This is a genomic window from Aquabacter sp. L1I39, assembly GCF_017742835.1.
Classification (GTDB): domain Bacteria; phylum Pseudomonadota; class Alphaproteobacteria; order Rhizobiales; family Xanthobacteraceae; genus L1I39.
Genome location: NZ_CP072392.1, coordinates 655,282 through 668,058 on the forward strand (window position 1 = coordinate 655,282; position 12,777 = coordinate 668,058).

General features: G+C 68.8%; 9 protein-coding genes. 5 read left to right on the forward strand and 4 right to left on the reverse strand.

The window, feature by feature from the left end; genetic code table 11:
• Nucleotides 1–5 precede the first annotated feature (5 nt).
• The 4 genes from J5J86_RS03015 to J5J86_RS03030 are packed head-to-tail and all read left to right on the forward strand — an operon-like array spanning nucleotide 6 to nucleotide 5,911.
• Nucleotides 6–1,280, forward strand: a complete 1,275-nt coding sequence (locus J5J86_RS03015) for a MotB family protein (protein ID WP_247657965.1) — start codon at nucleotides 6–8, stop codon at nucleotides 1,278–1,280.
• Nucleotides 1,277–3,382, forward strand: a complete 2,106-nt coding sequence (locus tag J5J86_RS03020; RefSeq protein ID WP_209103427.1) for a hypothetical protein — start codon at nucleotides 1,277–1,279, stop codon at nucleotides 3,380–3,382. Before J5J86_RS03015 ends, J5J86_RS03020 begins: the two co-directional genes overlap by 4 nt.
• Complete coding sequence (fliK, locus tag J5J86_RS03025) at nucleotides 3,379–5,376, forward strand: flagellar hook-length control protein FliK (protein ID WP_209103428.1); 1,998 nt, start codon at nucleotides 3,379–3,381, stop codon at nucleotides 5,374–5,376. The genes J5J86_RS03020 and fliK overlap by 4 nt, the downstream gene beginning before the upstream one ends.
• Nucleotides 5,318–5,911 (forward strand): transglycosylase SLT domain-containing protein, encoded by a 594-nt coding sequence (locus J5J86_RS03030; RefSeq protein WP_209103429.1) that lies wholly within the window; start codon nucleotides 5,318–5,320, stop codon nucleotides 5,909–5,911. The genes fliK and J5J86_RS03030 overlap by 59 nt, the downstream gene beginning before the upstream one ends.
• A 12-nt stretch (nucleotides 5,912–5,923) precedes the next feature.
• On the opposite strand, the gene J5J86_RS03035 is transcribed toward J5J86_RS03030, so the two are convergent.
• Nucleotides 5,924–7,519: a gamma-glutamyltransferase family protein gene (locus J5J86_RS03035; protein ID WP_247657966.1), complete on the reverse strand. Its 1,596-nt coding sequence runs from the start codon at nucleotides 7,517–7,519 to the stop codon at nucleotides 5,924–5,926.
• Between the two features lie 243 nt (nucleotides 7,520–7,762).
• Between J5J86_RS03035 and J5J86_RS03040 the strand changes: the two genes are divergently transcribed.
• Nucleotides 7,763–7,969, forward strand: coding sequence for a hypothetical protein (locus tag J5J86_RS03040; protein ID WP_247657973.1), 207 nt, complete (start codon nucleotides 7,763–7,765; stop codon nucleotides 7,967–7,969).
• A gap of 112 nt (nucleotides 7,970–8,081) precedes the next feature.
• Here J5J86_RS03040 and J5J86_RS03045 read toward each other — a convergent pair whose 3' ends face one another.
• The 3 genes from J5J86_RS03045 to J5J86_RS03055 all read right to left on the reverse strand — a co-directional run bounded on the left by J5J86_RS03045 (nucleotide 8,082) and on the right by J5J86_RS03055 (nucleotide 12,547).
• Nucleotides 8,082–9,764 carry a B12-binding domain-containing radical SAM protein gene (locus J5J86_RS03045; protein ID WP_209103431.1) on the reverse strand — a complete coding sequence of 561 codons (1,683 nt, stop codon included), beginning with the start codon at nucleotides 9,762–9,764 and terminating at the stop codon, nucleotides 8,082–8,084.
• 437 nt (nucleotides 9,765–10,201) lie between these two features.
• Nucleotides 10,202–10,843 (reverse strand): nitroreductase family protein, encoded by a 642-nt coding sequence (locus tag J5J86_RS03050; RefSeq protein WP_209103432.1) that lies wholly within the window; start codon nucleotides 10,841–10,843, stop codon nucleotides 10,202–10,204.
• A 9-nt stretch (nucleotides 10,844–10,852) separates the two neighbouring features.
• Nucleotides 10,853–12,547, reverse strand: a complete 1,695-nt coding sequence (locus tag J5J86_RS03055) for a SulP family inorganic anion transporter (RefSeq protein WP_247657975.1) — start codon at nucleotides 12,545–12,547, stop codon at nucleotides 10,853–10,855.
• Nucleotides 12,548–12,777 lie beyond the last annotated feature (230 nt).

Below are 12,777 nucleotides of genomic sequence, written 5' to 3' on the forward strand. Positions count from 1 at the left end.
CAGGCATGTCCGAAAAGGAAGGCCACGGCGAGATCATCATCATCAAGCGCCACGAAGACGAGGAGCACGAGGCCCATTCCAGCGCCTGGAAGGTGGCGCATGCGGACTTCATGACCGCCATGATGGCCTTCTTCCTCATCATGTGGCTCATCAACGTCACCGACAAGGACGTGCGCAAGGCCATCGCCCAATACTTCAACCCCGTGGACCTCGCCTCTTCGGTCACCGACGTGAACGGCCTCAACGATCCCGAGGATACCGAGGCCAAGGGCACGTCATCCAATGGCGACAAGTCCTCGGCGCTGAAGAACACCGTGGGCGAGAAGACCGGCGCCGGCGCCGACCGCCAGCAGGGCGACAAGGAGCGCACCGCGTTCCAGGACCCCTATGCTCTCCTCGACAAGCTGGCTGGCGATGCCGATCCCACGCCGGGCGCGACGCCGGACGCCGCCATCGGCGAGGTGGGCGCGCAGGGCAATGCCTTCGGCGACACGGTGCGCGATCCCTTCGACCCCACCTATTGGCAGATGAGCCAGGGCCGCAAGCCGCGCTCCGAGGAAGGCGGCAAGCCCGCCCGCATCACCATGCCGAGCCCAGGCGGCAAGCCAGATGCCGCCGCCGCGCGCCAGATTCCCGGCCAGGGCGATGCCGCCAAAGGCGACCAGGCCAAGGGAGATCAAGCAAAAGGCGATACCGGCCGCCTCGACGGCAAGACCGACCTTGCCCAGAAGGCGGGACAAGCGGGGCTCCAGCCCGGCGGCGCCGTGGCCGGAACCGGCGGCGGCCAAGGCGGCTCGGCCGGCCAGACGCCGGCCCAGGCCCAGCTCCAGGCGGTGCAGCAGGCCGTTCAGCAGGCGGTGAAGGACACCATGACGGGGCCCGGCGCGCCGCGCGTGGATGTGCGCCTCACCAAGGAGGGATTGATCGTCAATCTCACCGACGACACCGACTTCTCCATGTTCCCGGTGGGCTCGGCGGTTCCCGACGGGCGGGTGGTGCGCATGATGGCGAAGATCGCCCAGATCCTCGCCGCGCGCCCTGGCGAAATCGTGGTGCGCGGCCACACCGACGCGCGCCCGTTCCGCTCCGACACCTATGACAATTGGCGCCTCTCCACCGCCCGCGCCCACATGGCCCACTACATGCTGGTGCGCGGCGGCCTCGACGAGAAGCGCGTGATCAAGATCGAGGGCCTCGCCGACCGGGAGCTGAAGAACACCACCGACCCGAACGCGGCCCAGAACCGGCGCATCGAGATCCTGCTGCGGAGCCCGTCATGAGGGACCGCATCCTCCTCACCCCGACGCTGGGGGCGATCGCCCGCGCCGCCGCCTTTGCCACCGCCCTTGCTCTGGTCCCCCAGGCGGCGGGAGCCACGGAGGCGGATCCGTGGGGTGGCATGCGCGCCGCCGGCGAGAGCCCGAAGGGCGCACCCGCAGCCGTGCCCGCGGCCAGCCCGGCCACGCCCGCACGCCCGGCGGCATTGCCCCGGGACGCGGCACCTGCCGCACCGGCCGCGCAGGCGCCCGGCACGTCCGAACGCCCGGCGACCACGGCGCTCGCGGCCCCCCTTGCCATCCCCTTCCCCCGTCCCCGCCCGGCGGATGCCCCCGGGGCCGTCACGTCCCCGCCCCCTGCAGCCCCCGCCCCGGAATTGGCCGGCCGCGCCGTGTTCGACGCGGAGGCGGATGGCGAGGGGCTGGCCCCCGGCATGTTCGATGCGGCGGTGAACGCCTTCCCGCCGCCGAGCGCTGCCCTTCCTGCGCCCAGCCCGCCGGCCGCCGCCGGCACCATGGGCGCGCTGCAAGCGGCCATGTTCCCTTCCGCGCTCGCCGCGCCCGTGGCGCCGAGCGTTCCCCTTTCCCCCGCGACGCCCGCCCCGGCAGAGGCTCCCCAAGCCGCCCCGCCCGCGGCCCAGCCCGCCGCCGCGCCATCGACGCCACCCGCGCCCGGCGCGCTGGCACACGAGCAACCCCAAGCGGCCGGTGAGTCCCACCCCGAGAGCCAGTCCCACCCCGAGAGCCAGTCGCACCCCGAGGGCCAGGTGGACCCGGCCCACGCCGATGGGCAGGCGCCGGAGCAAGAGGCCGCGCACGCGCAGGATCACGCCCCGGCAGCCACCGGCCACGGCGATAGCCACGGCACCGCCGCCCATGAGCCGCCGCGCGACACGCGCCCCGTGGACCTCCTGCGCCGCCTCCAGCGGCTCCAAGACCGGCTTGCCGCCGGCACCAGCGAGGGCCTGCCGGCCCAGCGGGACCTGATTTCCCAGATCGATGCCGCCTATGCGGGCTTCCCCCAGGAGGTCTGGCAGGACGAGCGCAATGCGCGGGCCCTGGCGGTCTATTTCCTCAGCGGCGGCACGCCCGGCGTGCTGCGCAAGATCCTCGACCGCGAGCCGGCTCCGGCGGGCGACATCCGCATGCTGCGGGGCATCCTGGCCTATGCGGAAGGGCGCGGTGAGGAAGCCCTGCGCTTCCTCGGGGAGGTGGATGCCCGTGCCCAACCCAATGTGCTTGGCGGCCAGATCGCGCTGGCCCAGGCCGCCCTGGTGGTGCGCCAGGACCCGGCCAAGGCCTCCGACCTCCTGGACCTCGCTCGCCTCCTCCTGCCGGGCACGCTGGTGGAGGAGGCGGCACTGCGCCGCCAGATCCTGGTGGAGAGCCAGAGCGCGGACATTTCCCGGTTCCAGCGGCTGACCCGGCAATATCTGTTCCGCTTCCGCCATTCGGTCTATGCGGGCAATTTCCGCCAGCGCTTCGCGGCGGCGCTCACCCGCATGCCCTTTGTCAATGATCCCGCCCAGTTCGGCCGGCTGGACGAGATGCTCAAGCCCATCGAGCCTGAGGGCCGTCGGGACATCTACCTGCTCATCGCGCGCGCTGCCCTCACCCAGGGCCGGACGACCGCCGCCGCCCTCTGCGCGGAGCGCACCCTGGCGCTCGCCCCGCCGGCGAGCCTTGATGCGGAACGCGCGCGTCTCTATGGCGCGGCGGCTACCGCCGCCTCCGCCAGTGGCTATGCGGCCGCCCTCAAGACGCTGGCCGCGGTGGACCGCAGCCGGCTCGACCCCTCCGATATCGCCCTGCTGGATGCGGCCCGCGAAGCCGCCGGAACGGTGCGCGATGCCTCCCGCGTCAGCGTCCAAGCCGTCCCCGCCGCGGCGCCCGCACCCGTTCCCGTGGCTGCGCCGGTCACCATGCCTGTGGCCGCGCCGGCAAGCCCGCCCGCCATTCCCGTTGCCGCATCCACGACCGCTCCGGCGCCCTCCGCCTCCCCTCCGGCCGCCCCCGCGCCGCAGACGGAGGAGACGGACGCCGTGAAGGGGGCACGGGCGAAACTCGAAGCCGTGGACGCCCTGCTGAAGGAGGCCCCCCGATGATGCCGCTGGACGCCCGCTTCACCACCCTTCCCATCCCAGCCAACGACACCCGGCCGCCGGACGAAGGCGACGGCGCCCGCGCCGGAAATCCCTTCTCCGGCCTGCTCGACGAAATGGGGCGCGGCGCCGGCGGGCAGTCTCCGACGGACCAGCGCCCCACGGAAGAAGCCGGGGGGGCCGCCCAGGCGGCGCCCGGCAGTCCCGCTGCCCCGGCCGAGCCGGCGGAGGGGGGCACCGACCTGTCCCGCCTCATCGCCCGCGCGCTCACCCGTTCCGGCGGAATGGCGCAGGAGGTGGCGCGTCCCGCCATGGCGCCCTTGCCGACCGCGGCTCGCGCGCTGCAGGCCGAAGCCGGTGCGGCCGCGGACGCCGGTCGTATGTCTTTGGACCTTGAGCGCCTCTCCCCGTCCTGCGCCCTTGGCGCATCGCCCCTCGCCGACGTGGCAGAGCCTGGCGACACCGGTCTCGACCGGACGGACGCGCCCGGAATGGATGCAGCCGAGGATCGGTCGGGGACAGATGCCGCAGGAAGCGCTGCGGCGGGATGGGATGCTACCGGCACGGTGGCGCAGATGGTCTGCCTCGCCCCGCCCTCCGCGGGCCGGACCGGTGGAACATCGCCCCATGATCCCGCGCCCGATCCCCATGCCGGCGCCCCCCACGCAGGGGCCGCGCCCCAGGATGCGCAAGAGGACATAACGCAGGATGCCCCGCGTCTGGTGGCGAAAGTTCTGGACGTGCAGACCCATTTCGCGCCCATCCGCTCCCTGGTGAGCACCTCCGCTCCCGCTGCCGCACCGCCCGCGACGGCCGGTGCCGATACCGCCAGGATCATCCCGGCTGTGGAGACGAGGGGCGGGGCCCGGCCGCTTGCCGCCGGCCCCGGCTTGTCCGGAACGGACGGCTTCCCCTCTTTGGCCTCGCGCCCCGCCGACGCCCCCGCCAACGCCCCCGCACAGCGGGCCGAGATGGGGGCCGAGCCCTTCAGCGCCCCGACGCGCACGCCGGATGTGGCCACTGGCGGGACCGCGCAACCCAACCCGGCGGCGGCGCCCGCCGCCCCCATTCGCGCCCCTGTGGTGACTGCCCCGCCGCAACCCGCGCCCGCCACGTCGGACGTTCTCCATACGGGCCAGTCCCCCGCCGCCACTGACGCGGACACCGCCGTCCTCGCGGCCCTGTCCACGCCGGATCGCCCCGCCCGGCGCGCCGAGCCTGCGGCGGCCAGCACATCCGGCAGCGTGAAGGCGCCCGAGGCCACTCCGGGAACCACCCCCTTCGAGCCGAGCCCGGTTGCCCGGGCGGGCGGCGAACGTTCATCCAGCCGCGATGAGCGGCGCGACGAACGCGCCGCCTCCGTGCCCATAGAAACCGGCGCAGGACGGGGGGCTGCGGGTTCCGCCGCCCCCACGGGCACCCCCATGCCCTCCGCCGCCCCGCCCGCGACGGCTGCGGTGGCCGTCGCCATTTCGGAGGCCGCAAGCCGCCTGGTGCGGACCAATGCGGGCATCGACCTCACCGCCCCCCCGCGCCCCGGCGATCCCGTCCGCATCATGGAGATCGCCCTTTCGCCCGAGGGCCTCGGCAAGGTGACGGTGCGCCTGCGCCTCACGTCCGACGGGCTTGAGGTAAGGGTGCGCGCCTCCGATGCCGGGACAGCCGCCCTGCTTCAGCAGGACAAGGCGCAGCTCGCCGGCATCCTGCGGGAATTTGGCTGCAGCGAGGACCGGATGGAGGTGTCCGGCCCGGATGGCTCCGCCATCGGCTCCGGAGCGGGTCCCGACCTGCGCTCCACACAGGCTTCCCCCGGCGATGACCGCCGGGGCGATCCGCAAGGAGACCGTCAGCAAGGCGGCTCCCAGGACGGCTCAAGACGCAATGAGGGACGACATGACGACCAAGGCTCCCGCAATCCTGGGCGCGGCGGCGCGCGCGATGCCGGCTTTGATCTTCGCCTGGACGGCGGCCTTGATGGTGGCCTGCTGGACGGCTAGCCCCGCCTCCGCCGGCCCCGCACGCGGCGGCCCGCCCAATGTGTGCGAGCGGGAACTGGCGCGCGCCTCGGTGAAGTATGACGTGCCCCTGCCCATTCTCTATGCGGTGGGCCTGACGGAGAGCGGCTATGGCGGCTTTCTCCAGCCTTACACCCTCTACATGGAGGGCAAGGGGCATGTCTCATCCAACCTCGCGGATGCGCTGCGCCTGTTCCATGAGGCCCGCAGCCGGGGCGTCGACCTCATCGACATCGGTTGCATGCAGGTCAACTATTACTGGCACAAGCAGGAATTCAGGACGGTGGAGGAGATCTTCGATCCGCGCCTGAACGTGGAGCAGGCGGCCCGGTTCCTTCAGGTCCTGAAGAAGCGCCACGGCACCTGGACCATGGCGCTTGCCCGCTACAATGCCGGCCCCAAGAACACGCCGGCCCAGAAGCGTTATGTCTGCCGCATCATGAAAAATCTGGTGGCGGCCGGGGTCGGCACCTGGACCCCGGACGCGCGCACCTTCTGCATCGGCGAGAAGGTCTGAGGCGCTTGCGCCTCAAATGCCGTCGGCCCCGCCATCGGCGCGCGGATCATGGGCGCCTTCCAGGCCCCCCTTGGGATGCAGGATGACCGCGCCCGCATGGCCCATGGTGTCGGAGAAGGCCTCCGGGAGCACCTCCAGGTCATGCCCGGCGGAGACGAGGGCGCGCACCAGGCTCTCGTCGAAGCGGTTTTCCAGCCGCAGATTGTTGTGGGTGGAGCCCCAGGTCCGACCCAGCAGCCAACGCGGCGCGGCGATGGCCTCGCCCAAAGGCTCGCGGAACAGCACGTGGCGGGTGAAGACGGCCGCCTGCGTTTGCGGCTGGCCCTCCCCGCCCATGGTGCCATAGGCCATGATCCGCCCGTCCGCGAGATCGGCGAGCGCGGGATTGAGGGTGTGGAAGGGCCGCCGGCCGGGGGTGAGCGGGTTCACCGCCTTCGCGTTCAGCGAGAAGGAGGCGCCCCGGTTCTGCATCAGCACGCCGGTGGCCGGCAGCACGCAGCCCGAACCGAACTCGAAATAGATGGACTGGATATAGGACACCGCCAGCCCCGAGGCATCGGCCGCGCCGAGCCAGATGGTGTCGCCATGGGCCGCCGGCTGCGGCCAGGGCAGCGCGCGCTTCATGTCGATCCGGGCGGCTTCCGGGTCGAGGAAGGCGGGATCGAGATAGCGCGTCACGTCCTCGGCCAGCAGGTCATGGTCCCGCACCACGGTGTCGCGCACGAGGAAGGCGCGCTTGGTGGCTTCCACCAGCCCGTGCACATGGTCGAAGCCCTCCGGCGCGCGGACGTTCAGGCGGTCGAACAGGCCGAGAATGATGAGAGAGGCGAGGCCCTGGGTGGGCGGGGGCGCGTTATAGACGGTGCCAGCCTTCAGCTTCACCTGGAGCGGGGCGCGGGTGACCGCCCGGTAGCGTTCAAGATCCGCGCGGGTCACCGGGCTGCCGATGCGCTCCAGGTCGCCGGCAATCTCGCGGCCCACATCGCCGCGATAGAAATCGTCGAGCCCCGCGCTCACCAGATGCTCCAGCATCTCGGCCAGGCCCGGCTGCACCAGCACCTGCCCGAGTTCCGGCACCTTGCCGCCGGGCAGGAAGGTGCGGGCAAAGCCGGGGGACGGCTCCAGCTCCGCCCGACGGGATGCGGTCAATTCCACCTGAGAGCGCGTCACCGGCACGCCGGCGCGGGCGTGGCGGATGGCAGGCTCCAGGAGTTCGCGGAGCCCCAGCTTGCCGCCGAAGGCCCGCGCCGCCTCATGGGCGAGCGCCCAGCCACCCACCGCGCCGGGCACGGTGAGCGCCGCCAGAGGCCCCCGGAAGGGAATGGTGTCGTGGCCGAGGTCGCGATAATGGGCGATGGTGGCCTTGGCGCCGGCAAAGCCGCAGGCCTCGATATAGCGCACGCGGCCGGAAGGCTCGCGGATGAGCCAGAAGCCGTCGCCACCCACATGATTCATGTGCGGATAGACCACCGCGATGGCCGCCGCCGCCGCCAGCGCCGCCTCCACCGCATTACCCCCCTCCGCGAGGATCTGCTTGCCCGCCTGCGTGGCGAGATGATGGGGGGTGGCGACCATGCCGCGCCCGGCGCGGGTGCTCTCATGGGTCATGTGCAGGGATCTCCGAAACAGGTCGATTCGCGCGGCGGGGCGCGTTCTGCGCTTCTATAGCAGTCCCGCGCGGGCAAGGCGCCCGCCGCCGCGCTTGACCCGCCGGCCGTTGCGGCGCAGTGTCCGGCGGCAAACGCCCCCGGCCTTACCGGGGCGATCGGATAGGTGTGGCGTCGCAGGCGGAGGCCGCGCGACGGGAGAGGACAGGACATGGCAGGGAACGCACGCACAGGCCGCAAACATATGTTGACGGTGGCCAGCGCGACGCTGTTCGTGGCTCTGCAAGCCGTGGCGACCGCGCTCGCCGCCGGCTGGGCGGTGGGTGGCCTGTTCAACCTGGGCGATATCGGCGAATACGTGCTGATGGCCCTGTTCTCGGTGGTCGCCATCTACGGCACCTACCGCTATGGCCGCATGGCGGCCATTGCCGAGGCCAAGCTCGCAAACTGACCTTGCGCGCGCCGGTTTCTTAAGAGCCCGTCCCGAAAGGGTCGAGCGGCCGGGCGATTCACCGTGAACGGATCCGGCTCTTAAGAAACGTATGGACTCTCAACGCAGTATGTCAGCACGCGGCCGCGCCAACGGAAGCCGGACTGTGGCCAGGAATGCCACACCCATTCAACATGCTGAGATAGTCGACATCATACCGATGCGCCAGCTCGCGCCACCAGGCATCCCTTGCGAACACCTCGAGCGCCTCGGCTGCGTGATGCGCAGCCAGATCTGCCTCTTCCAGTCCCTTGTAGCACAAAGACATGTAAAGATGACCAAAGGCGTGATCTGGATACTTGATAACGACATTCTTCAGATAATGTAACGCCACGTCGTAGCGACCGATTTTCATGTTGTAGTTTTCAACGAAATTTACCCGCAACTGCGTCTCGTACGCATACTTCTCCAATCTTTCCGGATCGACGCCCGGCGAGCGGATGACCGACTTGGTGGCGACGAAGTTGGCATTGTTGGTATTTTCGATATAGCCATTTTCGACGCAAATGTCATACAAGCGACTTCCGAAAATTGGGATCGCCAGAAAGACGTGAACCCAATCAAACCCATTCTCGATTAACATCTCTAGCGTCTCCTGGCGATGCTCATCCTGTTCGCCGGGCAGACCGACAACAATGAATACATGCGAGCGCACGTTGAATTTGCGCAACGCCTCGACCGCAGGCCGGATCAGCTTCTTCTTTAGAGGCTTCTTGATGATGTTATTGAGCACATGGTCAGAACCCGATTCCACCGCCAGCGCCACGGCGGACACGCCAGCACTGGCGAACAATTCCGCCACTTCCTCGTCGATGGCATAGACCGCCACGCCGTTGGGAAATTCCAGGCGGATGCCCAGGCTCGCCAGTTCACGCAACAACCGCTTGGCGCGGTCACGGTCGTGGAAGAAGTGATCGTCTTCCACCATCAACACGGTCATGCCGAACTCGTCACGCATGCGCGTAACGTCTTGAATAATCCGCTCGATGGACATGAAACGCACGTCGCGGCCATGCAACGCCGGATTGGAGCAGAACACGCACAGGAACGGGCATCCGCGCGACGTATGGATGGCCATCTCGCGCTTGGGCTGATCGGTATAACGCTTGTCGATTCCGCGATTGTTATAATGATCGAGATTGAGCATCGCGTAGTTCATCTGCGGAATGTCATCGAGATTGGTGATGAACGTATGCTCCGGTATCTTGCCGGCCGCCGCAGACGTGCGGCTGACCCAGGACTTGTGATTGGCGATCACCGCGTCGGGATCGGGGGAATCGATCAACTCCTTCAGCGGCAGTTCGCCCTCGCCTTTGCAGATGGCATCGAGATCAGGGCACTGCTCCAGCATCAGCTTATAGGCGGCCGACGGCAACCCGCCGCCGGCAATGGTCAAGGTGTTAGGATCGAAATCCTTCACCGCCTTCACCAGGCTCTGGATGTAGTCGAAAGAGGAGTTGAACAGCGCGGACACACCTACGATATCCGGCTTGAACGCCTTGAGAACGGCCGTCACCTCCGCGCGAAAGACCGCTTCATAGGAGTCCACCGACCGCTCTTCCACGAGCCGCTTCAGCGTCAGATTGAGGTCAAGCAGTTGCAGGCCGCCAAGGCGTTCGCAATGCCTGGTCAGATAGGCTTCCATGGACAGGATGCCATAGGGAATGGTGAAAGCAGGAAGAACAGCTGCACGCGTCTTGTCGAGATAGTCCGCCGCGTTGAAATAGGGGGGAATGACGAAGAGCAGCTTTTTCATCGATAGGCACCCCGCGGCCGCAGACCAGAGCTGAAACGCACGTTTCATGTTCGGGCGATGTTAGTCAGCGGTCCTGTCGCGAGGCTTGTGGATTGTCAGAGCAGACACGTTCTTGGGATCTGTAGCCTGATGTGCTCTGGCGTCCACATCCAGAGCTTGAATCACAACCACCCGCACAGCGATGTTCCCCAAACCCGAATGTCCAAGCAGGCTCCTAGAGCGCGAGCCGACTGGACGGTGAACAGCCCTCCAACTCATTGAATAGAGACGGATTCACCGAGCCCATCGGATCGCCATGTGATTTAATGTGCCCGGATCCGGCTCTAGAGCGCGATCCGATCAGATTGAACCAATCTGATCGGTGAATCGCCCTCTAACTTATTGATAGAGAATGCGCGATCCGATCAGCCTGCGGTGCAGGCTGATCGGCGCATGCTCTAGGGGCTCCAACGCGTGACGATGGCTGCCATGTCCGGCCGAGGGCGGTCAGCCACCACGTCCGCCGGGCTCCCCAGATGCAGGAAGCCCGCCACCCGCTCGGACGGCAGAACGCCCAGAAGCGCCGCCGCCTCAGGGTCCCGCCCCGGCCATTTCAGCAGCCAGTGGGCGGCGTAGCCCATGGCGGTGGCCGCCGCGATCAGGTTCATGCAGGCCGCGCCCGCGGAGAGCACCTGGTTGAATTCCGGCACCTTGGCGGCGGGATCGGGCCGGCTCACGGCCACCACCGTCACCGGCGCGCGCATCATGTAATCCCGCCACATCTGCGCCTTGGCGTCCGGCAGATCGGGGTTCTGCGCCTTGTAGAGCGCATCGAACCGCCGCCCCGCCTCGGCGCGGGCCTCCCCCTCCAGCACGATAAAGCGCCACGGCACGAGGCGGCCATGATCCGGCACGCGGGCGGCAATGGCGAGCATGGTGTCCAGTTCCGCCGCGCTCGGGCCGGGCGCGACCAGCGCCCGCAGCGGCAGCGAGCGGCGCGTGGCCAGAAGCTCCAGCATCTCCCGCGAAGTGGGCGCCGGGATCGGCGTGCCGTCATGGAGGGGCGCGGCGGTGGCGGCGTGATGGGGGGCGTGCGCCATAAGTCTCCCTCAGGCGATGGACGGCGTGGCCGGATCGGCGGCGGATGCGTGCAGCGCCTCCTCGAAACTGTCCACCCACAGGATGGCGGGCGGCTCTGGCTTCAGCCCCATCTGGCTGAGCACGCGGGCGGTCTGAGGCCTGAGGCCGCACAGAATCACACGCGTGCCGCCATTGCGGCAGCGGCGGACGAAATCGGCGATGGCGCCGGCACCGGTGGCGTCGATGAGCGGCACATCCTCCATGCGCAGGATGAAGGCGCGAGGGGGCTGGCCGATCTGGTCGAGGACTTCGGACAGGCGCGCGGCGGCGCCGAAGAAAAGCGGGCCGGACACATCGAACGCCTCCACCCCCGGCGGCAGCAAGGCGCGGGAATCGGTCTCATCGGTGTCGGGCAAATGGGCGACGGACGAGGCCTCCGCCATGCGATGCATGAAGATGACCGCCGCCAGAACCACGCCCACGCCAATGGCCACGGTCAGGTCCACCACCACAGTAAGGAAGAAGGTGGAGAGCAGCAGGATCCGATCGCCCATGGGGGCGCTCATGAGATGGCGCATCTTGTCCATCTCGCTCATGTTCCAGGCCACCACCATGAGAATGGCCGCCAGGCTCGCCAGCGGAATATAGACCGCGAACGGCGCCAGAACGAGCATCACCGCCAGCACGAACACCGCATGCAGCACCCCGGACATGGGCGAGCGGGCGCCGGCGCGGATATTGGTGGCGGTGCGGGCGATGGCGCCGGTGGCAGGCAGGCCGCCGAACAGGGCGGAGGCGGTGTTGGCGACACCCTGGGCCACCAGTTCCGCATTGGGTCGGTGCCGCCCGCCGGTCATGCCATCGGCCACCACGGCGGAGAGCAGGCTTTCGACGCCCGCCAGAAAGGCGATGGTGATGGCGCTCGGCAGCAGGTCGGAGAGGCGCTCAAGCGTCACAACAGGAAAGGCGGGGGCCGGCAGGCCGGCCGAAAGGGCACCGAAACGCGAGCCGATGGTGGCCACCGGCAGGTGGAAGGCGGTTACCAGCACCGCGCCCAGGAGCACGGCGATGAGGAAGCCCGGCGCCTTGGGCGCGATCTTCCGCAGCACCAGGATGAGCGCCAGGGCACCCGCGGACACCGCCGTGGTGACCGGCGACAGGCTGGAGGCGCCGGCGAGGAGCGCCTCCCACTGGCCGAGGAACTCGGCCGGCAAATGGGCGATGGACAGGCCGAAAAAGTCCTTCACCTGGCTGGAAAAGATGATAACGGCGATGCCGGCGGTGAAACCGGTGACCACAGGCTCGGGGATGTAGCGCATGAAGGTGCCCACCTTCAGGACGCCTGCCACCAGCAGCATGAGGCCGGCCATGAGGGTGGCGAGCAGGAGGCCGTCATAGCCGTGCTGGGCGATCACATGCGCGACAACCACCACGAAGGCGCCGGTGGGACCGCCAATCTGGTAGCGGCTGCCACCCAGCGCCGAAATGAGGAAGCCGGCCACCACCACGGTGACGAGCCCCTTCTCCGGCCCCGTGCCGGAGGCGATGGCGAGCGCCATGGCCAGCGGCAAGGCGACGATGGCGACCGTGAGGCCGGACACCGCATCCGCCCGCAAGTCCTTGAATCCATAGCCTTGGCGGAAGGTCGTGACAATCTTCGGCAGCAGCCCGTCGCGCCGCGGCGCGCGCCCCCGATGTGGTGAGAGGCCGGCCAGATCAGCCATGCATGACCCCCTGCGCTTCGACAGAATGCGGGGACAAGACCCCGCCGGGGATCATAGCCCCGGCCCCCGCCATGAAGCTTGCTCCTGAAGAGCCAACAATTCATGTACCAAAACGTCACAGATGTGTGTTACTGTCATAAATGCCGATCTGCTACGCGTATTCCGTTTGGCTCGCGTGGCAGGTGGGTGTGTCCAGTAGGCTGAAAGGCAAGACGCGGGTGGCTGACTTG

What these genes read in the sequence shown, in the direction of transcription:
- J5J86_RS03015 (WP_247657965.1), top strand. Translation starts at nt 6, where the DNA reads ATGTCCGAAAAGGAAGGCCACGGCGAGATCATCATCATCAAGCGCCAC.
- J5J86_RS03020 (WP_209103427.1), top strand. Translation starts at nt 1,277, where the DNA reads ATGAGGGACCGCATCCTCCTCACCCCGACGCTGGGGGCGATCGCCCGC.
- fliK (WP_209103428.1), top strand. Translation starts at nt 3,379, where the DNA reads ATGATGCCGCTGGACGCCCGCTTCACCACCCTTCCCATCCCAGCCAAC.
- J5J86_RS03030 (WP_209103429.1), top strand. Translation starts at nt 5,318, where the DNA reads ATGCCGGCTTTGATCTTCGCCTGGACGGCGGCCTTGATGGTGGCCTGC.
- J5J86_RS03035 (WP_247657966.1), bottom strand. Translation starts at nt 7,519, where the DNA reads ATGACCCATGAGAGCACCCGCGCCGGGCGCGGCATGGTCGCCACCCCC.
- J5J86_RS03040 (WP_247657973.1), top strand. Translation starts at nt 7,763, where the DNA reads ATGTTGACGGTGGCCAGCGCGACGCTGTTCGTGGCTCTGCAAGCCGTG.
- J5J86_RS03045 (WP_209103431.1), bottom strand. Translation starts at nt 9,764, where the DNA reads ATGAAAAAGCTGCTCTTCGTCATTCCCCCCTATTTCAACGCGGCGGAC.
- J5J86_RS03050 (WP_209103432.1), bottom strand. Translation starts at nt 10,843, where the DNA reads ATGGCGCACGCCCCCCATCACGCCGCCACCGCCGCGCCCCTCCATGAC.
- J5J86_RS03055 (WP_247657975.1), bottom strand. Translation starts at nt 12,547, where the DNA reads ATGGCTGATCTGGCCGGCCTCTCACCACATCGGGGGCGCGCGCCGCGG.